General features: G+C 70.8%; 20 protein-coding genes. 9 read left to right on the forward strand and 11 right to left on the reverse strand.

The window, feature by feature from the left end; all coding sequences use genetic code 11:
- The first annotated feature begins 10 nt into the window (after positions 1 to 10).
- Together AGRA3207_RS31695 and AGRA3207_RS31700 are read left to right on the forward strand one after the other, a co-directional pair.
- A complete protein-coding gene (locus tag AGRA3207_RS31695) occupies positions 11 to 517 on the forward strand; it encodes a DivIVA domain-containing protein (RefSeq protein ID WP_231330795.1) in 507 nt (168 codons plus the stop codon).
- Positions 518 to 577: 60 nt separating this feature from the next.
- Positions 578 to 1405: a DUF1963 domain-containing protein gene (locus AGRA3207_RS31700; RefSeq protein WP_231330796.1), complete on the forward strand. Its 828-nt coding sequence runs from the start codon at positions 578 to 580 to the stop codon at positions 1403 to 1405.
- A gap of 632 nt (positions 1406 to 2037) precedes the next feature.
- Here the strand turns inward: AGRA3207_RS31700 and AGRA3207_RS31705 are convergent.
- The 3 genes from AGRA3207_RS31705 to AGRA3207_RS31715 all read right to left on the reverse strand — a co-directional run bounded on the left by AGRA3207_RS31705 (position 2038) and on the right by AGRA3207_RS31715 (position 4100).
- The gene (locus AGRA3207_RS31705; RefSeq protein ID WP_231330797.1) at positions 2038 to 2490 is read right to left on the reverse strand and encodes a VOC family protein; all 453 of its coding nucleotides are present in this window, start codon (positions 2488 to 2490) and stop codon (positions 2038 to 2040) included.
- 132 nt (positions 2491 to 2622) lie between these two features.
- Positions 2623 to 3312, reverse strand: coding sequence for a hypothetical protein (locus AGRA3207_RS31710; RefSeq protein ID WP_231330798.1), 690 nt, complete (start codon positions 3310 to 3312; stop codon positions 2623 to 2625).
- The gene (locus AGRA3207_RS31715; protein ID WP_231330799.1) at positions 3309 to 4100 is read right to left on the reverse strand and encodes an ATP-binding cassette domain-containing protein; all 792 of its coding nucleotides are present in this window, start codon (positions 4098 to 4100) and stop codon (positions 3309 to 3311) included. The genes AGRA3207_RS31710 and AGRA3207_RS31715 overlap by 4 nt, the downstream gene beginning before the upstream one ends.
- Before the next feature lie 126 nt (positions 4101 to 4226).
- On the opposite strand from AGRA3207_RS31715, the gene AGRA3207_RS31720 reads away from it, so the two are divergent.
- Positions 4227 to 4613 carry an HIT family protein gene (locus AGRA3207_RS31720; protein ID WP_338028234.1) on the forward strand — a complete coding sequence of 129 codons (387 nt, stop codon included), beginning with the start codon at positions 4227 to 4229 and terminating at the stop codon, positions 4611 to 4613.
- Between the two features lie 120 nt (positions 4614 to 4733).
- On the opposite strand, the gene AGRA3207_RS31725 is transcribed toward AGRA3207_RS31720, so the two are convergent.
- Both AGRA3207_RS31725 and AGRA3207_RS31730 read right to left on the reverse strand, forming a co-directional pair.
- A complete protein-coding gene (locus AGRA3207_RS31725) occupies positions 4734 to 4991 on the reverse strand; it encodes a type II toxin -antitoxin system TacA 1-like antitoxin (protein WP_231330801.1) in 258 nt (85 codons plus the stop codon).
- A gap of 94 nt (positions 4992 to 5085) precedes the next feature.
- Positions 5086 to 5568, reverse strand: a complete 483-nt coding sequence (locus AGRA3207_RS31730; RefSeq protein ID WP_231330802.1) for an Lrp/AsnC family transcriptional regulator — start codon at positions 5566 to 5568, stop codon at positions 5086 to 5088.
- Between the two features lie 164 nt (positions 5569 to 5732).
- Between AGRA3207_RS31730 and AGRA3207_RS31735 the strand changes: the two genes are divergently transcribed.
- The 5 genes from AGRA3207_RS31735 to AGRA3207_RS31755 all read left to right on the forward strand — a co-directional run bounded on the left by AGRA3207_RS31735 (position 5733) and on the right by AGRA3207_RS31755 (position 11371).
- Positions 5733 to 7160, forward strand: coding sequence for a gamma-aminobutyraldehyde dehydrogenase (locus AGRA3207_RS31735; protein WP_231330803.1), 1428 nt, complete (start codon positions 5733 to 5735; stop codon positions 7158 to 7160).
- Between the two features lie 44 nt (positions 7161 to 7204).
- A complete protein-coding gene (locus tag AGRA3207_RS31740) occupies positions 7205 to 8356 on the forward strand; it encodes an ABC transporter ATP-binding protein (protein WP_231330804.1) in 1152 nt (383 codons plus the stop codon).
- A 44-nt stretch (positions 8357 to 8400) separates the two neighbouring features.
- Positions 8401 to 9588 (forward strand): polyamine ABC transporter substrate-binding protein, encoded by a 1188-nt coding sequence (locus AGRA3207_RS31745; protein WP_231330805.1) that lies wholly within the window; start codon positions 8401 to 8403, stop codon positions 9586 to 9588.
- Positions 9588 to 10448: an ABC transporter permease gene (locus AGRA3207_RS31750; protein ID WP_231330806.1), complete on the forward strand. Its 861-nt coding sequence runs from the start codon at positions 9588 to 9590 to the stop codon at positions 10446 to 10448. Before AGRA3207_RS31745 ends, AGRA3207_RS31750 begins: the two co-directional genes overlap by 1 nt.
- A gap of 71 nt (positions 10449 to 10519) precedes the next feature.
- A complete protein-coding gene (locus AGRA3207_RS31755) occupies positions 10520 to 11371 on the forward strand; it encodes an ABC transporter permease (protein ID WP_231330807.1) in 852 nt (283 codons plus the stop codon).
- Here AGRA3207_RS31755 and AGRA3207_RS31760 read toward each other — a convergent pair.
- Positions 11317 to 11835 (reverse strand): PH domain-containing protein, encoded by a 519-nt coding sequence (locus AGRA3207_RS31760; protein WP_338028235.1) that lies wholly within the window; start codon positions 11833 to 11835, stop codon positions 11317 to 11319. The two genes, AGRA3207_RS31755 and AGRA3207_RS31760, sit on opposite strands and share 55 nt — an antisense overlap.
- 190 nt (positions 11836 to 12025) lie before the next feature.
- On the opposite strand from AGRA3207_RS31760, the gene AGRA3207_RS31765 reads away from it, so the two are divergent.
- Complete coding sequence (locus tag AGRA3207_RS31765) at positions 12026 to 12751, forward strand: hypothetical protein (protein WP_231330808.1); 726 nt, start codon at positions 12026 to 12028, stop codon at positions 12749 to 12751.
- Between the two features lie 40 nt (positions 12752 to 12791).
- Here AGRA3207_RS31765 and AGRA3207_RS31770 read toward each other — a convergent pair whose 3' ends face one another.
- The 5 genes from AGRA3207_RS31770 to AGRA3207_RS31790 all read right to left on the reverse strand — a co-directional run bounded on the left by AGRA3207_RS31770 (position 12792) and on the right by AGRA3207_RS31790 (position 18802).
- Complete coding sequence (locus AGRA3207_RS31770; protein WP_231330809.1) at positions 12792 to 14045, reverse strand: hypothetical protein; 1254 nt, start codon at positions 14043 to 14045, stop codon at positions 12792 to 12794.
- 159 nt (positions 14046 to 14204) lie between these two features.
- The gene (locus tag AGRA3207_RS31775; RefSeq protein WP_231330810.1) at positions 14205 to 15011 is read right to left on the reverse strand and encodes a glutamate ABC transporter substrate-binding protein; all 807 of its coding nucleotides are present in this window, start codon (positions 15009 to 15011) and stop codon (positions 14205 to 14207) included.
- Between the two features lie 148 nt (positions 15012 to 15159).
- Positions 15160 to 16683: a hypothetical protein gene (locus AGRA3207_RS31780; RefSeq protein ID WP_231330811.1), complete on the reverse strand. Its 1524-nt coding sequence runs from the start codon at positions 16681 to 16683 to the stop codon at positions 15160 to 15162.
- On the reverse strand, positions 16680 to 17435 hold the full coding sequence (locus AGRA3207_RS31785; RefSeq protein WP_231330812.1) for an FHA domain-containing protein: 756 nt from the start codon (positions 17433 to 17435) through the stop codon (positions 16680 to 16682). The genes AGRA3207_RS31780 and AGRA3207_RS31785 overlap by 4 nt, the downstream gene beginning before the upstream one ends.
- 2 nt (positions 17436 to 17437) lie before the next feature.
- Positions 17438 to 18802 (reverse strand): vWA domain-containing protein, encoded by a 1365-nt coding sequence (locus tag AGRA3207_RS31790; protein WP_231330813.1) that lies wholly within the window; start codon positions 18800 to 18802, stop codon positions 17438 to 17440.

An 18802-nucleotide genomic window follows, 5' to 3' on the forward strand; every position in this document is an offset into this window, starting at 1 on the left:
CACGGTGCCGGTGAGAACGGGTGCACGGCTGCCGGTGGCGTTGCGGGGATATGACCGGCGGCAGGTGGACGAGCTGCTCAGGAGCATCGCGCGGGCGCTGAACGGCGGGCCGCCGATGTCAGCGGATCAGGTTCGCGCCGCACGGTTCGACATCGTCCTGCGGGGCTACGAGCAGCGTGCCGTGGACGAACTGGTGCGCGAATGCATCAGGGAGCTCCAGACCACCGGCCCTCACAGTGAGCGCCCCGGGCGTCCCCGCGTCCATCCCGGCTGGCTGGTGAACTGGATCCAGAACGCACGGTTCTCCGGCGCGGGATTCCGCTCGGGCTACGACGTCCGCGACGTGGACGCCTTCCTGGACCGCGTGGTCGCGGGCCTGCGCGGCTCCGCCCCGCCGGTGACCGCCCGTGACGTGCGCGAAAGCGCGTTCCGGGTGGTCCGGCTCGGACCCGGCTACGACGAGCAGGAGGTCGACCGGTTCCTCGTCCAGCTCGCGGGCGCCCTCGAACGCCGCTGAGTTATCCACAATTCGCCGGGGGACTGGCGCCGGGGGCCGCGGCGCGCAACGCTACGTGACATGGATCACTTCGACGCGCAGCGGCGGCGCCTGCGCTCCCTGTTCGGCCTCTTCTTCGCTCCCGAGGTTACCGCCGCGCTGCTCCCCCTCACCCGTCCCGCGCTGCGGCTCGGTGGCGAAGGCGTGGTCAACGTCCACCTCGGCGGCACCCCCCTGCTCCCGGAGGGCGAGCGCTGGCCCGAATGGCAAGGACGCCCCCTCGACTTCCTCGGCGCCGTCGATTTCGCCGACCTCGCCGTCCTCGGCGAGATCCCCGGGCTGCCCTCCACGGGTAAGGCCGCCTTCTACTACGCGTGCGAGGCACCCCGTCCGTGGGGCGACGCCGCGGACCAGCGCGACGGCTGGCGCATCTTCACGGGACGCTTGCGGGAGGCCACCGCGCCACCTGGCGCTTCCAAGTACCCGCGATGCGCGCTGGGGGCTGCTCCCTTCCTGTCACTGCCCTCACCGCAGGAGCCCGCCATCCGCCACCTGGAACAGACCTTCAACGGTTGCCTGCACGTGTACGAGCAGCTCCACGCGGCCTGGTCACAGCACGCCTGGCCCGACGACACCCCCGTCCATCAGCTGGGAGGCTGGCCCGCGCTCGTGCAGCGCCCGATCGGCCCCGACTGCGTGTACGCCTCGTCTGGCCGTGACCTGGACTCCTTCCGGCCCGTCGAGCTCTCGGCCGCGGACGAGGCGGCCGTGGACGAGTGGCGCCTGCTGCTCCAGCTCGACTCCGACCGCCGCCTCGGATGGCACTGGGGCGATCCGGGCCGCGTGTACTTCTGCGCCCGCCGAGACGAACCCTTGGAGCGGACATGGCTGACTGTCCAGGCGACCTGACTCCGGCCCACCGTCCCAGGCCTCCGCCTGACCGTACTCCGCGTCGGGACGCGACGAGGGCGGCCAAGTCGGCCAGGGTGAAGCGTGTACCGGTCTCGTCGTCCGCGCGGTTGCGCGGTGTTGGTCGGCATGGCCGAGCACTGTGAGTCGGCGTAATCGGCTGATCGCGGGACGACAAGGCGGCCGTGGAGTGGTGAGCTGCCATGAAGCGGTGAGCTGCCAAAGAGCGGTGGGCGGCTGTGGGGCAGTGGCTGCCATAGAGCGGCGGGGGCCGCGGGCGGTGGGCTGTTATGAAGCGGTGAGCTGCCATGAAGCGGTGAGCTGCCGTGGGGCGCTGAGTAGCCGTGAGGCGGTGGGTGGCCATGAAGCGGTGAGTTGTCGTGGGGCGGTGAGTTGTCGTGGGGCGGTGAGGTGCCGTGGGGCGGTGAGGTGCCATAGAGCGGTGGGCGGCCGCGGGGCGGTGGCCGCTGTGGGACGGTGAGCTCCTGTGGGGCGGTGAGCGGCCGTGGTGCGGTGAGTTGCCATGAAGCGGTGAGCTGCCAAAGAGCGGTGGGCTGCCGTGGGGCGGTGGGTTGCCCTAGGGCGGTGAGGTGCCGTGGCTGGGGGCCTTGTGGAGGCGGCGCGGGTGGGTGTCAGGTTGCGCAGAACTCGTTGCCTTCGGGATCCTGCATGACCCACCAGTGACCGGCGGGGCCCTTGTCGATCTCCTGGACACGGGTCGCCCCCAGCCCTTCCAGACGGGCTGCTAGCTGCTCAAGGCCGCCGGGCCCGCTGTGGATGTCGATGTGCAGGCGGTTCTTGACGGTCTTGCCCTCGGGTACGTCCTGGAAAAGCAGCCGACGGCCGTGTCCGACGCCGCTGGTCTCGTCGTAGGGGTCCTCGGGGTGCCGGACCGCGGCGTAGCCGCGGAAGGTCTGGCGACCGCCGTGCTCCAGGACGGCCTCCGGTCCGATGTGGCCTGCGGCCAGCAGCTGGCCGACGAGCCTGCTGGGATCCTCCACCTCGTATTCGAGGGCCGCGGCCCAGAAGTCCGCGAGGGTGGCCGCGTTCGCGCTGTCGATGACCAGCTTCCAACTGAGTGCCATGTAACCAGTTATAGTAGTTTCGTCTAGACCGGTGCAACCATGGGGTGATGCGGGTTCTCGCAGGTTGGCAACTAAATCGTGTCCCCGGGCCTCGCGCCTGGAATGGTCCCGGTGACGGTTCCAGCTGGGCTTTTAATAGCGGAAACGGGGGACAGCCGCGTAGGCGGCGCCGGTCACCGCCGTCCAGAGGAGCAGGTGCACGGTCAGGGCAGGGAAGGCCGAGGTGAACTCCTGAGGGCTGTCGTGGGCGGCGCGGAGCCATTCGATCATGGGGATGGAGAGCCAGGAGAGTCGGCCGAGGCCGAGGAGGACCAAGACGACCACGCCTCCCAGCAGCGCCAGGAGGGAGACGCCGGGATCCGCGAGGACGGCGCGGCTCGTCCAGGCGCCGAGGAGGGTGCCGGTAGCGGCGACGAGCGGTGACAGGGCAAGGCCCGTCAGGATCGCTGTGCCGGGTGCGTCGGCCAGGATCGCCTGTATCAGCGGCACCACCAGGGCGATCAGGGCCAGGCAGAGGTTCACCGTGTAGGCGGCCAGGAGGCCCGCCCACGTGGGTGTCGAACGGTGGCGCGCGGCGGTGGCCGAGAGCGCGCGTTGTTCGTCGGGCTGGGTGTCGAGGAGGGCTCGGGACGCCCAGGCCCAGATGGGGAACATGAAGGCGGCGACGTCGCCGAAGGTGCCCACGGCGAGGTCGTCCGCGTCCGGCCCGCTGGGCCCGTTGAGGAGGACGAGGGCCACGACGAGAGCGATGACGATCACCGGGTGCAGGACGCGCAGGGAACGGACGTATCCGGCGATCTGGAAGCGGGTGAGCGCGATCACCGGGGCCTCCGGACGTCGTGGCCTTCCGCGCGGAGCCTGGATTCGACGGAGTCGGCCTCGTGCTTGGGCACGATCACCTCCAGAACGGTCCACTCGGCCTTCTCGGTCGTCTGGGCCGTCTGGGTCCTCTGGACCTCCTGGGACCTCTCGGTCGTCTGGGATGTCTGGGGTGTCTTGGTCACCTCGGGGGCGAGAGGGGTGATGGTGGCATCGGCGACGCGCAGGCGGTCGATGCCGGGGAGCGTCTCTATGCAGCGCTGGTGGTCGCTGACCACCACGGTCGTGCCCGTGGCGGCGAGTTCGGCGATCAGGGACGGGAGCGCGGCGCGGGTGGTGGCGTCCAGGCCGGCGAAGGGCTCGTCCAGGATGAGGAGGGCCGGGTCGTCGAGCAGTGCCTGAGCTAGTCCGACCTTCTGGGCGCTTCCCTTGGACAGTTCGCCCAGGCGCACGTTGAGGAGGTGTTCGAAGCCCAGTCGTTCCGCCCAATGGCCCACCGTGGAGGAGGGGGCGCGGCGGATAGCCGCCATGTGGGCGAGGTAAGAGCGGACCGTGAACGGCTGGTCCACGGGGAAGCGTTCGGGTGCGTATCCAACGCGGCTCGGCCGGTCCTTGATGACGCCCTCGCGTGGGGCTCGCAGCCCTGCGATCAGTCTGAGGAGCGTGGATTTCCCTGCGCCGTTGCTTCCGGTCACCTCGGTCACCTGGCCTGGGGGAAGGCTGAGGGTGACATCCTTGAGCACCCAGGGATCCTTCCGGCGGTACCGGAAGGCGACGCGTTCAAGCCGCATGGGCAACGGACGGTAGCGACGCCGTTGTAAGGGTGGTGTTAGTCCATGCGGTCATTGCGGGGACGGGAGAGTGTGGGAATGGGTGCTTCTGCGGCCGCGTGTGTCTTCTGCGAGATCGTGAAGGGGGTGCGGTCTGCGCACGTCGTGCTCGACGCACCGGACGCGGTGGCGTTCCTCGACACCCGGCCGCTGTTCAAGGGGCACACGCTGCTGGTCCCGCGCGCGCACTACGAGACGTTGGTGGATCTGCCGTCTGATCTGGTCGGGCCGTTCTTCGGTCAGGCGCAGAGGCTGGCGGGCGCGATGGAGTCCGTGCTCGAAGCGGCGGGGTCGTTCGTGGCGATGAACAACCGGGTGAGCCAGAGCGTGCCGCATCTGCATGTCCACGTCGTCCCGCGGAACCGCAAGGACGGGCTGCGGGGCTTCTTCTGGCCGCGGCAGAAGTACGAGTCCGACGCCGAGGCGGCCGGGTATGCGGCGCGCTTGGCGGATGCGGTCCGGGAAGGGCCCTGAAACCGCTCACCGACGTGGCCTTGCGGCGTTGACCGGCCCCAGGGGCGGGTGTGTGGACGATGACGCCTGATCGGGGGACGTGTCTTCCGGCAAGGCCCGGCCGGGGCCTTGCCGGGTGGGTCAGCCCAGGGCCGCCACTATGGCCACGTAGGGTTCGACTGTCTCCGTCTCGGGTGGGGTGGGTTCGGTGCCCGCGAGGGCGGCAGCGTGTTCGTAGAGGTCACGTTCTGCCCGGTCTAGGGCTGCGGACAGTACGTACTCGGGGACCGTCCAGCCGATCAGCTCGGCCGCCTTGCGGATCACGAGGCTCTGTTCCGTGGATGTCTGGAAACCGATGTGATCGGTGGCGGGAAGGTCCTGGCGAACCGACTCAGACATGGCCGGTCTCCTTCCTTGCGGCACTTAAAAGTACGTCGGGAGGAGCGGCCGGGACATCCCCATTAAGGACGATAATCGGTGTCGGTGTGGTGGATCAGCGGGTGCCCCAGGAGTAGGTCTGCTTGCGCAGCTTGAGGTAGACGAAACTCTCGGTGGACACGACGCCGGGGACGGCGCGGATGCGGCCGAGGAGCTCCAGGAGGCCCGCGTCGTCCTCGCAGACGAGTTCGAGCAGGATGTCGAACGATCCGGCGGTGACGACCACGTGGTCGATCTCCTCGACGGCGGCGAGGTCGTCGGCGATCCGCTCCAGGTCGCCCTCGCACCTGACGCCGATCATCAGCCGGCGGGAGAAGCCGAGCATGAGCGGGTCGGTGATGCCGACGATCTGCATGACGCCGGTGTCGAGGAGTTTCTGGACCCGCTGGCGGACGGCGGCCTCGGAGAGCCCGACCGCCTTGCCGATCGCCGCGTAGGAGCGCCGGCCGTCCTGCTGGAGCTGCTCGATGATCTGCCTGGCCGTCTCGTCGAGCGGGACGGCGGGGGAGCCCCGGCGGGCAGGGGGCTGGGCCGTCATCGTGATCTCCTCGCTACGGCATCGGAAGTGACGGATATCCGATTCAAGTGAATCAGTTGTAAACGTTGATTGTAACAACGGAATCACTTGTATCAGCGAGGATCCTCTGTAAGGGTCGGGACGACAGGGACACTTCGGGCGAAACAACGCGGGAGGGATCGAGGATGAGCCGGCTGCGCAACTTTATCGGCGGAGGGTACGCGGACACGAAGGACGGGCGGACCCTGGAGGTGGTCGACCCCAGCACCGGCGAGCCGTACGCCGAGGCGCCCCTGTCCGGCCCTGAGGACGTTGATGCCGCGTTCCAGGCGGCGGCCGGGGCCTTTCCCGCCTGGCGGGACGCGACGCCGGGAGAGCGCAGCCTGGCGCTGCTGCGGTTCGCGGACGCGGTGGAGGCCAGGGCGCGGGACCTCGTCGAGGCGGAGAGCCGCGACACGGGCAAGCCCTTGCAGTTGACCATGGACGAGGAGGTCCCCCCGATGGTGGACAACCTCCGGTTCTTCGCGGGCGCGTCCCGTGTGCTGGAGGGGCGGGCCTCTGGCGAGTACATGGCGGATCACACGTCCTCGATCCGGCGCGAGCCGATCGGGGTCTGCGCCCAGGTGACGCCCTGGAACTACCCCATGATGATGGCCGTCTGGAAGATCGGGCCCGCCCTGGCCACGGGCAACACGATCGTGCTCAAGCCGTCCGAGACGACGCCCGTGAGCACGCTGATGCTGGCCGAGATCGCGGCGGAGTTCTTGCCGCCGGGGGTTTTCAACGTCGTCTGCGGTGACCGGGACACCGGCCGCGCGCTCGTGGACCATCCGACGCCGCAGATGGTGTCCGTCACCGGCAGCGTCCGCGCGGGGATGGAGGTCGCCGCCGCCGCGGCCAAGGACCTCAAGCGGGTGCACCTGGAGCTCGGAGGGAAGGCGCCGGTCGTCGTCTTCGACGACGCGGACGTGGAGTCGGCCGCGGCGGGCATCGCGGGGGCCGGGTACTTCAACGCCGGGCAGGACTGCACGGCCGCCACGCGGGTCCTGGTCGCCGACCGGCTGCACGAGGAATTCACCGCGGCGCTCACGGAGGCCGCCAAGGGGACCGCTGTCGGGCCCCCGAGCGACACGGACGCGTACTACGGCCCCGTGAACAGCGCCGGGCAGCTCGACCGCGTGCAGGGCTTCCTCGATCGGGTGCCCGACCACGCGCGGGTCCTGACCGGGGGAGCGCGGGTCGGGGAGCGCGGGTACTTCTTCGCCCCGACCGTCGTCGGCGGGCTCCGGCAGGACGACGAGATGGTGCAGAACGAGGTGTTCGGTCCCGTCATCACCGTGCAGGGCTTCTCGGACGAGCGGCAGGCCGTCGAGTGGGCGAACGGCGTGAGGTACGGTCTGGCGGCGAGCGTCTGGACGCGCGACCACGGGCGTGCCATGCGCATGACCAAGGCCCTCGACTTCGGCGCCGTCTGGGTGAACACCCATATCCCGATGGTGTCGGAGATGCCGCACGGCGGCTTCAAGCATTCCGGCTACGGCAAGGACATGTCGATGTACGGGATCGAGGACTACACGCGCATCAAGCACGTCATGCATTACATCGGCGGCTGAGCGCGCATCAGCGGCTCACCATCACGACCGAAGGAATTCCGTCCATGGCCCAGCCCGAAGCCGCCCGCGCGCGCGACGACACGGACCGTCCCGTTCCCGCCATCGAGCTCGCGGGAGTGGAGAAGGTGTACCGCGCCTCCGGTGAGACGCTCGCGGCGGTCCGCGGTCTTGACCTGAGCATCGCGCAGGGGGAGTTCTTCTCCCTCCTGGGACCGTCCGGCTGCGGCAAGACCACGACCTTGCGGGTGGTCGCCGGATTCGAGGAGCCGAGCGCCGGTGTGGTCCACCTGCATGGGCAGGACGTCACAGGGGTTCCCGCCAACCGGCGGGACGTGAACATGGTGTTCCAGTCGTACGCGCTGTTCCCGCACATGAACGTCTTCGAGAACGTCGCGTTCGGCCTCCGCCGGCGCGGTTTTCCGAAGGCGGAGATCAAAGCGCGGGTGGGCGAGATGCTCGGCATCGTCGATCTGGCCGGACGGGAGCGGAGCCGTCCGGCCGAGCTGTCCGGTGGGCAGCAGCAGAGGGTGGCGCTGGCGCGCGCGCTGGTCAACCGGCCGCGCGCCCTGCTTCTGGACGAGCCGCTAGGCGCACTCGACCTGAAGTTCCGCCAGGCCATGCAGGTAGAGCTGAAGCGCATCCAGCGCCAGGTCGGCATCACGTTCATATACGTGACGCACGACCAGGGCGAGGCGCTCACCATGTCCGACCGCATCGCGGTCATGAACGGCGGGCTGGTCGAGCAGCTGGGGACGCCCAGGGAGATCTACGAGCGCCCCGCGACACGGTTCGTGGCCGGGTTCATCGGGACGTCCAACCTGCTGGGCGGCGAGGTCGCGGGGGTCGGCCCCGCGACCGCGGTGATCTCCTACGGGCCGGACGGGCGGATCGAGGTGCCGGTGCGGGACGGTGTGGAGATCGCGGCGGGGAAGCGGCTGGAGCTGACCGTCCGGCCGGAGAAGATCGGCATCGGCCCGGGCAGGCCGGCGGACGGGCTGTGCGGCGTCCGCGGCACGGTGACCGAGGTCGTCTACCTGGGGACGTCGACCAGCTACAACGTCAGCACATCCGCCGGGGCCGACGTCGTGGTCTTCTCGCAGAACAGCACGTCCGCCGAGGGCATCGCCACGCGAGGGGACGACGTCTGGCTTTCCTGGGATCCGCGCCACTCCTACGTCCTCGGAGCGTCCCGGTGAGCGCTGCCGATCCCGCGTTCCGGCGCGGACTCACTGAGCCGCGTATGGCACGCTCCACCATTTCGCGCCGCCGTGCCGTTCAGCTGCTCGGCGCAGGGTTCGCCCTTGCGGCGTGCGGGGTGGACGGACAGGGCGGCAAAGAGAAGGTCAGCCAGAGCGATGTCCAGGAGTATTGGTCGGGCAAGGCCAAGACCGGGAGGTTGAGCTGGGCGAACTGGCCCGGCTACATGCAGGACGACCGCGAGACCATCAAGGCGTTCGAGAAGGCCACCGGCATCAAGGTGACCTACAAGGAGGTCATCCAGGAGACGGGGCCGTGGTTCGGCAAGATCCAGGCCCCGCTCGCGGCCGGCCAGTCGATCGGCTTCGACCTGATGGTCATGACGAACGGGATCCAGCTGGAGAAGTGCAGGCAGCTCGGATACCTGGCGCCGCTCGACCCGTCGCGGCTGCCGAACTTCGCCGCGAACGCCGGGCCCGGCTTCAAGAACCCCTCCTACGATCCCGGCAACGCGTTCACGGTGCCGTACCAGGCCGGTATCACCGGGATCGCCTACAACACCAAGTACGTCAAGGACGAGATCACCAGCATCGCCCAGCTGTTCGACCCCCGCTACAAGGGCAGGGTCGGCATGATGGGCGACTCGCAAGAGCTCGGCAGCTTCGGGATGCTCCTGCTGGGCATCGACCCGGAGAAGTCGGCGCCCGCCGACTGGGAGAAGGCCGCCGCCAAGCTCCGAGAGCAGCGTGACAGCGGGATCGTCCGCAAGTACTACAGGCAGGATTACGTCGACGCGGTCAGCAAGGGCGATGTGTGGCTGACCATGGCGTGGTCCGGTGACGTCTACAGCCTCACCAGTCCGGACGTGCGGTTCGTGGTGCCAGAGGAGGGCGGCACGCTCTGGACGGACAACATGTGCATCCCGAAGACCGCAGAGAGCCCCGTCGACGCGCTGACCCTCATGGACTGGCTCTACGTCCCGGCGAACAACGCCCCGCTGACCGAGTTCGTCAACTACATCACGCCCGTCCCGGCGACCAGGCAGATCATCGCGGCGGACGCGGCGAAGGCCACGGGTGACGACAGGAAGGACCTGACCAGGCTGAGCACCAGCCCGCTTGTGTTCCCGTCCGCGGCGGACCTGGCCCGGCTGCGGCACTACCGGCGGCTCACCCAGGCGGAGGAGATCCAGTACCAGAAGGTCTTCGAACCCATCGCCAAGGGGGCGTGATGGCCGGGCGGCGGAGGATCGCGCCCTACCTGATGATCCTGCCGGGCGGCCTGTGGCTGACGGTGTTCTTCGCGGCCCCGCTGGTGCTGATGGTGTCGCTGTCGTTGCAGACCGGGAACCTCGTCGACGGGTTCCGGCAGACGTTCCACTGGCAGAACTACACCGAGGGCCTGGGCGCCTACGGTGACACCTTCGCCCGGTCGCTCTGGTACGGGCTGCTGGCGACGGTCGCCTGCATGGCGTTGTCCTATCCGGCCGCGTACTGGATCGCGTTCCGGGGTGGTCACCGTAAGTCGGCGTACCTGTTCCTACTGCTGCTGCCGTACTTCGTGTCGTTCGTCCTCCGGACGGTGTCGTGGAAGCTCGTCCTGACCGACAACGGGCCGGTCCTCGGCCCCCTGCGCGACCACGGGATCCTGCCGCAGGGCTTCCACGTCCTGGACACCGGGTTCGCGGTGGTGTCGGGACTGACGTACAACTACCTGCCGTTCATGGTGCTGCCGATCTATGTGGCCCTGGAGCGGATCGACCCTCGGCTGGTGGAGGCCGCCGGTGACCTGTACGCGAGCCGCGCACAGGCGTTCGGGCGGGTGATCCTGCCGCTGTCGCTGCCGGGCGTCCTCGCCGGTGTGGTCATGACGTTCGCGCCGGTGTCGGCCGACTACGTCAACGCCGAGGTGCTCGGCGGCCCCCGCAACACCATGATCGGCAACGTGATCCAGTCGGAGTACTTTGACAACAGCGACTACCCGGTCGCGTCCGCCCTGTCGTTCCTGCTGATGGCGTTCCTGCTGCTCGGCGTCTTCGCCTACGCGCGGGCCCTCGGCACCCGCGGCGTCCTGGGGGCGGAAGGACGATGACGGCCAGGAGACCAGACGCTGCTTGCCGCGCCGCCCTGCGGCGTCGCATCCCACGGCGAACCCGACGGCGCATGCCGCGCAAGGTCTCCGGCCTGCACGTCTACACAATGCTGCTCATCGCGTGGCTCCTGCTGCCCGTCGCGATCATGGTCATGTTCGGGTTCAACGACGTCCACGGCAAGCAGAACTTCCGGTGGGAGGGGTTCACGCTGCGGTGGTACGCCCGCCTGCTCGACAAGGACGACCTCACCGCCGCCGTGGTCAACTCGCTGACGATCGCGCTGGCCAGCACATTCGTCACCACGGTCGTCGGGACGCTCGCCGGCCTCGCGCTTGGCCGGTACCGGTTCCGCGGCGAGGGGGTGGCGGGCCTGCTGCTGTTCATGGCGATCTGCTGCCCGGAGATCGTCATGGGCGCCTCGCTGCTGTCGATGTTCGTCACGCTCGGTCTGCCCCGCGGCCACCTGACGATCCTCGCCTCGCACGTGATGTTCTCGATCGCGTTCGTGGCGGTCACCGTCCGCGCCCGGGTGGCGGGCCTCGACCCGGCGGTGGAGGAGGCCGCGCAGGATCTCGGTGCCGGGCCCTGGACGCGGTTCCGGCTGGTCACCCTGCCGATGATCATGCCGGGGGTGGTGGCGGGGGCGCTGCTGGCGTTCGTGCTGTCCATCGACGACTTCGTCATCACCGACTTCACCGGCGGCGCGACGGTGACGTTCCCGCTGTGGATCTACGGCTCGACGCGGACGGGCATGCCGCCGCAGGTCAACGTGATGGGCACGCTCATCTTCGCGGCGGGTGCGCTGGCCGCCGCGCTGGCGGCGCGCCGGACGGCCCGGGCCGGCCGCCTGCCGGGATCCACCGGAGGTCAGTCGGGCGACTCGTCGATCGTGCCGAAGATGACCGAGGAGACCTCCAGGTAGAGCTGCTCCGGGTACGGCATGAAGCCGACGTTGCGCAGGGCCTGCTTCTGGCCGGCGGACTCCATCACGAACTCCCCGTACCCGAGCATCCGCCCGGCCACGGAGCGTTCGAGGGCGATGTCGGTGACCTTCGCCAGCGGCATCATCGCGACGTTGCGGTTGAGGATGCCGCTGATCAGCATGATGCGGTGCTCGGTGACCAGGAAGAACTCGATCGACCAGGCGAGGACCTTCCAGACCAGGTAGCCGATCGCGATGAGCCACAGCCACCAGATCCAGGAGACGCGGGAGGCGGCGTAGGCGGCGCCGCATGCGATGAGGCCCGCGACCACGATCCCGACGGGCATGATCAGCACGGCCGGGTGGCGGCGCACCGCGATGACCCGTCCCTCGTAGGACATCAGGTACTTGTCGACGGTCCGCGAGGAGGTGTCGCGGTGAACCATCATGTCCTGCAGATTCACGGTGGCGTCCTCGTCATGATCTGGTGGCTCCAACCGTAGCCGACCGGCGGCCCCCGCTGCAGAGCCCCTACGGTAAGGGCGGGCGACCCTTGGCGACCTTGTGCGCGCGGGACGGGCGGCTGATGATGGTCGGCATGGACGGCGTGCGGGAGGACGGTCCGGGCGGCGGCGGATCCGGCAGGGGGCGCCCGTGGCGGACGTGACCGGAAGGCCCATCTGGCGCCTGCTGCTGCGGGGGCTCGGCGTGTACCTGCCGGGCTGGGAGACACCCGCAGGCGTGCGGCGGGTGTCGGACGGTGGTCCGGCGGCCGTCACCGCGGGCGGGATGGAGACCGGCCTCGGTGGTACGGCCAACGTGCCGGGCGGCTCGCCACCCCAGGAGCACACGGGCCCAGGGCACACGGGTCCCGGGCACGCAGGTCAGGGGTCCGCGGGTGAAGGACATGAAGCCCGGACGCACGCGTTCAATGGCGGAGCAGAGGGGTTCGGGCCGCCGGCCTTCCTGAACGGCGACGCGGGGTTCGGCCTCCAGCTGCCCGAGCGGCGCCGGGGACTGGAACCCGACCGCGAGATCTACGTCCGGGGACGCGAGAACCCGAGCTTCGGCATCGTGGTCGCGGGGCCCTCGGCGGCGATCGGCACGCGGGTCGTGGACGCGGCGGCGCTGATGAGGTTCGCCCGCAGGCTGACGTTCGAGGAACTCTTCGACACCGCCGACGCCGACTCGGTGCCGTATGCGGTACGCGGCGCGCGCGCGGTGGAGAACGTGGTGTTCCTCGACCGCGCGGCCGGGATCGGGCTGTGCGCCGAGGTGGAGCCCATGACGCGCTTCGCCCGGTGCCCGGTGTACGTGCGCATCGGCGGCCCCGCGGAACGCACCGTCCGCGCGTACGAGACGGCTACGGGCAGCATGTAAGGCCCCCCGCGGCCGGGCCTTCGGAAAGGCCCGGCGAGCGCTACGGTGTGGACGCCCAGGCGGTGAGGTCCCAGAGCTGATGGGACGGGAGGCGCCGCAGCCGGACGGTCGCGGTGGCCGGGTCCCAGAACACCTCGTCGTTCTCCAGCTCCAGCGACTGCCCGGACGTCAGGACCGCGCACAGCAGCTCCTCCCGGGTCCGGACGGCCATCAGCGGCCCGATCTGCGCGACCGCGCCCGTGCTCTCGAACAGGGTGCGCAGCAGCGCCTTGAGCGCCGCCTCGTCCTCCGGCGGGCGCGGCGGCTCCACACCCGAGGGACGGCCCGCCTCGACCCGCGCCAGCCCGCGCCGGCCGTTGCCGTTGTGCGGCAGGTCGGCGCCGGTGGAGATGAGCAGGGCGCTGAACGCCCCGGCGAGGTCCTCGACGGGCTGCCCCCCGAGGAAGTAGCGGAGCCGTCCGGCCGAGCCCGGCGCGGGTCCGTCCGCGCCCTCCGACGTGCGGAAACGGATGTCGAGCCGGTTCGCCCGCACGCATCGCTCGTACATGTCGGCGAGGATGTCCTGGAGCTGGTCGTCGCGTGTCCAGAGGCGTCCCGTCGCGGTGACGGAGAGGCCGCCGGGACGCGGCGGGGGGCTTGCCGTCAGCGCCGCCGCGACGGTGCCGTCCAGCTCGCCCTCGGTGAACCGCAGCAGCTCGGCGACGACGTCCTCAAGGCCCTCCAGGGTGCGGGCGAGGGAGCGCTGCAGCTCCAGGATCTCCGAGCCGCCCTTTTCGAGGTCGGCCAGCCGCCCGAGGGCGGTGTCGACCTTGCCCTCCACCGTCTCGACCTTGCCCTCGACGCTGCCGACCTGCCCCTCGACGGTCTCGACCCGGCCCTCGACGGCGGTGGCGTCGATCCCGGCCGCCGCGCGGACGGACGTCTCGACCTCGGTCAGCTTGCGGCGTAGCGCCGCGAGGGTGATCCGCTGCTGTTCGAGGTCGTGCAGCCGCGAGGACTGCGTGCGCAGGTACTCGTCGGCGTTGTGGACGATCCCGGCCAGCTCCTCGACCTGCCCGGTGTTGTGCCGGAGCCGGGTGTCGAGGGCGGGCAGCACGTCCTGCTTGACCCGCGACAGCTCGGCGGTGAGCTGCTCGCCGACCGTGACCAGGACGCTGTTCTGCTTGGTGACCTGCTCGTTCAGCTCCTCGATGCGGCGGGTGAACGCCTCCGCCTGATCCCTGCTGCGCCTGCCGGCATAGAGCTCCAGTGCCCCGACCGCGAGGCACATCACCACCAGAACGACCGTCGTCATGGCACTCCTCGGGCGGCCGATTCCCACCGATTCGGGTTTTGATCGCGACCATAACTTACGATCGGGCTCGCCGACCGGCACTTACGTAACCGACTGATCTCAGTGACTGTGAGGTCTCAACCGCCCGTCGAATACCGCCCTGTCACCTCCCGGGCGCGCTCAGTCACATCCCTCGTACTGCGGGACGGTCGTGGTGACGTTCAGCCTGACCGGCCCGAACCATTTGCGCAGCAGGCCGGCGGCCGTGCCGTCCTGGTACATCCCCGTGATCGCCTTGTTGACCGCCTCGCAGCCGTCGAGGTCGCCCTTGCGGACGCCGATGCCGTAGGGCTCGTCCGAGAACGGCGCGTTCACGAGTTTCAGCCTGCCGCCCTTGCGCGCGGCCTGCGCGGCGAGGCCGGCGAGGATGAGGTCGTCGGTGGACACCGCGTCCAGCCGCCCGGCGGACAGGTGGGCGAGGCAGTCGGCGTAGCCGCTCGCGGTGACCGGCAGCGCGGGCACGCCCCTCTCGTCGTGGACGCGCGGGAACGACACCGAGCCGGGCACCCGGCACAGCCGCTTGCCCCCGAGGTCGTGCACGGTCTTGATGGAGGTGTCGGACGCGCGGGCGAGGATGTCCTGGTGCGCGACGTAGTACGGCCCCGCGAACGTCACCTGCACCTTGCGCTCCGGGGTGACCGAATAGCTCGCCACGACGAGGTCGACCTTGCCCGAGCGCAGCATCGACTCCCGGGTCGCCGAGGTCACGGGCTTGAACGAGAGCCGCCCCCCGGTGACGCCGAGCCGCCGGGCCACCTCGCGGGCGATGTCGATGTCGAAGCCCTCGTAGGAGTCGCCGACGCGCGAGCCGACCCCCGGCTGGTCGGCGTTGACCCCGATGACCAGGCGGTCCTTCGTCGTCACGGACGTCTCGCCCGCGTCGGCGACGCCGCAGGCCGCGGCCCCGAGCAGCGTCGCCGCCGCCACCGCCGCCCTCCACACGCGCCCCGGCCGAACGGCCGCAGCCTGCGCGAACCATGTCCGTGCGGCCGTTCGTGCGGCCTTCCTTGCGGCCGCCGTCCGTGGCCTTGGTCCGGTCCCCGCGCCGATCCTCACGCCCGCGCCTCCCCGTCGTTCACTTCGACCACCGGTACTCCGCCAGCCGGGGACGCACCCCGACGAGGAGGAGCACCGCGATGACCACTCCCGCGGCCGGCAGGACGCCGTACCAGCCGCCCGTCCCGCCCTCGCCGTCCTCGACCGCCTCCAGGAACGCGGTCCGGTGGGTCTGGATCAGCGACTGCAGCGACTTGTCATAGCGGACGTAGTCGCCCGCGGCCGCGTCGCGCGTGGCGACGGCCTGCGCCCGCTGCCCGCCGTTGACGAGGTCGCGCATCCGCCGGTCGTTGGCCTGGAACCGCTTGTACTCCTCCAGCACCCTGACAAGGGCGCGCCGTTGCTCGTCCTCGGTCGAGCGTGTCGCCTCGGTACCGAAGAAGCCGAGGAAGGGCACCCGGCCGGGCTCGAAGTCCACGCCCTTCTGCACCGCCTGGTTGTACTCGTTCAGGTTCCCGGCCTTGAGGTACAGGACGGTCTGGGACTTGCTCAGGAACACCTGCTCGTAGGCGTCCGCTCGCCCGGGGTCGATCAGGTAACGCGTCTCGTCGGCGTTCGCGCTGTTGCTGATGGCGCGCGCGCGGGACAGCGCCAGGATGGAGTCGAAACCGTCCTTCTTGGCGTCCCGGAGGTGGTCCGCCTGCCCCGAGAGCATGGTGCTGCTCGCCAGGACGAGGACGAGCGTGGCGAGCGTGGCCAGCGCCAGAGCCGGGTTCAGCAGCCGGCGGAAGCGGACGGTGAGGAAGAGCTGGAGAGCGGCAAGCGCGGCCAGCAGCGCCACGCCCGAGACGAGGATCCACATCCGGCCGGTCAGGATGTCCGACCGCTTGTCCTCGTAGGTGTGGCGGACGAGGGTGCCGTTGTCGAGCGTCAGGTTGTACGCCTTGGGCAGCAGGTCCAGCTTCATCAGGTCGGTCGCCTCGCGGTACCGCTCGACGACCGGCTGCGGCGGCGGGCCGGAGGTGTGCTTGGCCTGCTGGTCGAGCATGAGCGCCTGCGCGGCGAGCCGCTCGTACCGCCCGAGGGCGTAGACCAGTTCGCGGGCGGTGTTGTCCTCAGTGGTCTCGTCGGCGAGTTTGGCGGCCTTCAGCAGCGCCTCCCCGGCCTTCGCGCGGCTCCGGTCGTAGGCGGTGAGGGCGCGGTCCTTCCCGCCGCCCGGCGCGTCGCCGATGAGCAGCGCGTTGGCGAGCTGGGAGTCCATCTCGGTGAGCTGGAAGTACAGGTCGCCGGTCGCGACGACCTGCGGGCCGGCGTCGCGGCCGATCACCCGCACGCCCTCGCGGGCGCTCGCGACGGCCGCCCAGGCGACCCCGAGCAGGACCAGGAGCAGGACCACCACCAGCGCCGTCAGCGCGCGCACACGCGCGGCGACGGTTCGGGGCAGCGCGCGGGCGAGCCCGGTGGGCGGACGGGACGGCGCGGGCCCCCGCCGGACGGAGGAGGGTCCGCGCCGGGCCGGGGGCGCACCGGACGCGGTGGCGTTGGCGGCCGGGCCCGTCGTGGGCGCCGCGCCGGTCGCGGGCGTCTGCTGAACGGCGGTCATGTCGCCTCGCCTCGTGTGAGCGTGATGGTGGTCCAGGCGCCGACATGGACGCGGTCCCCCTCGGACAGCGGCACCTCGACGTTGACCGGGATCGGCTCGGCCGATCCGTTGACGCAGGTCCCGTTGGTGGAACCGGGGTCCACCAGCGTCCAGGTGCCGTCCGGCTTGGCCAGCAGGACCGCGTGGATGTGCGAGACGCCCGGGTCCTCGGGGGGATCGCGGAGGTCGATCTCGGGCGCGGACGGGTCGGACGAGCCGCGCCGCCCGATGCGGATCTGGTGCCCGGCGAGCGGGATGCGCCGCTCCGGGGCGTACGGGGGGAACGCCAGGGACACCGAGTCCGGCCCCTCTTCCGCGATGACCGCGTTGTAGTAGTCGCGGTCGGCGATCACGACGGCCGTCCACGCCGCGGCCCCCGGCGCCGACGTGCCTGACGCGGGCGGGCCCGCCGCGGACGGCGCGGATTCGGACCGGGCGGGAGGGACACGGCCGGGGGCCGCGGGCGCCGGGGTCGGCTTGCCTCCGCCGGTGGCGAAGTCATAGCCGCACTCCTCGCAGAAACGGTCGCTCGCGGGCGTCCCGCAGTCGGGGCAGGGCGTGCCGCCCGGCGGCCGGGCGGGCGGCGCCTGCGCGCCTCGGCCCGCGCCCGGCGCACCGCCCGGCGGGCCGGACGGGACGGAACCGACGCGTTCCCCGCACACGTCGCAGTAGTCGTCGGCCTGCGAGGCGTGGCCATTGGGGCAGGTCGCCATGCTCAGCCCTCGCCCCGGCGGGTGTGCACGGTCTCGTCCCGCCGGGTATGGACCGTCTCGTCCTTGCGGGTCCGGACGGTCTTGGTGGAGCGGGTGTCGAGCTGCATCTCGTCGGCCTTGTCCACGTTCCGCTTCAGCCGGACGGTCCCGGTGGCGGGGTCGACGACGTCCACGACCTTGCGCAGCATCGCGGTGATGGCGTCGTTGCCCGCCTCGTCCGCCAGCACGACGGCCCGTCCGAGCCGCGCGGTCGCGGTCTCGACGTCGCCGTCCTTGCGGGCCTGGAGCCCCTCCTGGATGACGGCGGCGAGCTCGGCCTGCCCGGTGTAGTGCGCGACCCGCGCGTTGATCCGGGTGGACCGCGCCTCGTCGTCGGTCCACTGGGCGAGCACGTTCCCCGTCGCCAGGACCTGCGCCTCCTCCCCGGGCGCCCCCGGCACGACGAGCTTGACCCAGGCGGCGCGCAGCTCCTTGCCGACGTCGCCGGGCGGGACCTCCACGCAGACGTGGTAGTCGCGGCTCTCCGCGCCCCACGCGCCCAGCGGGTAGTCGCCCGCCTGCGGGGCGGACTCCACGCGCCGGACGGTCAGGTCCTCCACCGACGGCATGACCTGCTTGACGAACCGCAGCTTCGCCGTCTGCGGCGTCCAGACGCGCAGCGCGACGTCCGCGACGGCCTTGCCCATCGCGGCCTGCGTCATGGCCTGGAAGTCGGCGACGAGCCCGGCCGGGTCGGCGATGATGTCCACGCTGCCGAGCAGCGCCGAGGAGATCTTGCGCAGCTCGGCGACCTCCCAGTCGGTGCCGACGCCGCGGCAGTCGCAGACGAACCGGCCGCCGCAGCGGGTCAGGGCCGCGTCGAGCTCCTCCGGCGACTCGTGCTGGTTCTTGCCGTCGGTCAGCAGGATCGCGTGCCGGATGCCGCCCGGCCGGGCGTCGAACAGCTGGTCGGCCAGCCGCAGCCACGACCCGATCGCGGTGCCGCCGGACGCCCGGAGCCCGCTCAGCGCCTGCTTCGCCAGCCGCCGGGTCTCCTCGCCCGCCGGGACGAGCCCGCCCTGCTGGGGGAACACCATCGCGGCGTTGTTGGAGCCGGAGACGACGGCGAAGTGGACGCCGTCGCGGAGCGTGTCGACCGCGGTCTGGGCCGCCGCGATGGCCGCGCGCAGCTTGGTGTCGGGATAGGACATCGACCCCGACGTGTCGATGATGATGACCTCGGAGGCGTCCGCGGACGGCGCGGCGGCCGGCCCGCCGCCGCCGGGGGAGTCCGCCTCCACCGACACGATGGCGTGCACCTCACGGCCGCCCTCGGGCAGGAACTTGTTCTGGTCGATCTTGATCGTGAACTGCGGCTGGTCGCTCAT

Origin of the sequence: Actinomadura graeca (genome assembly GCF_019175365.1) — a bacterium.
GTDB lineage: Bacteria > Actinomycetota > Actinomycetes > Streptosporangiales > Streptosporangiaceae > Spirillospora > Spirillospora graeca.

Coding starts and splice junctions, on each gene's coding strand:
- AGRA3207_RS31700 (WP_231330796.1), top strand. CDS start 578: ATGGATCACTTCGACGCGCAGCGGCGGCGCCTGCGCTCCCTGTTCGGC.
- AGRA3207_RS31705 (WP_231330797.1), bottom strand. CDS start 2,490: ATGGCACTCAGTTGGAAGCTGGTCATCGACAGCGCGAACGCGGCCACC.
- AGRA3207_RS31715 (WP_231330799.1), bottom strand. CDS start 4,100: ATGCGGCTTGAACGCGTCGCCTTCCGGTACCGCCGGAAGGATCCCTGG.
- AGRA3207_RS31725 (WP_231330801.1), bottom strand. CDS start 4,991: ATGTCTGAGTCGGTTCGCCAGGACCTTCCCGCCACCGATCACATCGGT.
- AGRA3207_RS31730 (WP_231330802.1), bottom strand. CDS start 5,568: ATGACGGCCCAGCCCCCTGCCCGCCGGGGCTCCCCCGCCGTCCCGCTC.
- AGRA3207_RS31735 (WP_231330803.1), top strand. CDS start 5,733: ATGAGCCGGCTGCGCAACTTTATCGGCGGAGGGTACGCGGACACGAAG.
- AGRA3207_RS31740 (WP_231330804.1), top strand. CDS start 7,205: ATGGCCCAGCCCGAAGCCGCCCGCGCGCGCGACGACACGGACCGTCCC.
- AGRA3207_RS31745 (WP_231330805.1), top strand. CDS start 8,401: ATGGCACGCTCCACCATTTCGCGCCGCCGTGCCGTTCAGCTGCTCGGC.
- AGRA3207_RS31750 (WP_231330806.1), top strand. CDS start 9,588: ATGGCCGGGCGGCGGAGGATCGCGCCCTACCTGATGATCCTGCCGGGC.
- AGRA3207_RS31755 (WP_231330807.1), top strand. CDS start 10,520: ATGCCGCGCAAGGTCTCCGGCCTGCACGTCTACACAATGCTGCTCATC.
- AGRA3207_RS31770 (WP_231330809.1), bottom strand. CDS start 14,045: ATGACGACGGTCGTTCTGGTGGTGATGTGCCTCGCGGTCGGGGCACTG.
- AGRA3207_RS31780 (WP_231330811.1), bottom strand. CDS start 16,683: ATGACCGCCGTTCAGCAGACGCCCGCGACCGGCGCGGCGCCCACGACG.
- AGRA3207_RS31785 (WP_231330812.1), bottom strand. CDS start 17,435: ATGGCGACCTGCCCCAATGGCCACGCCTCGCAGGCCGACGACTACTGC.
- AGRA3207_RS31790 (WP_231330813.1), bottom strand. CDS start 18,802: ATGAGCGACCAGCCGCAGTTCACGATCAAGATCGACCAGAACAAGTTC.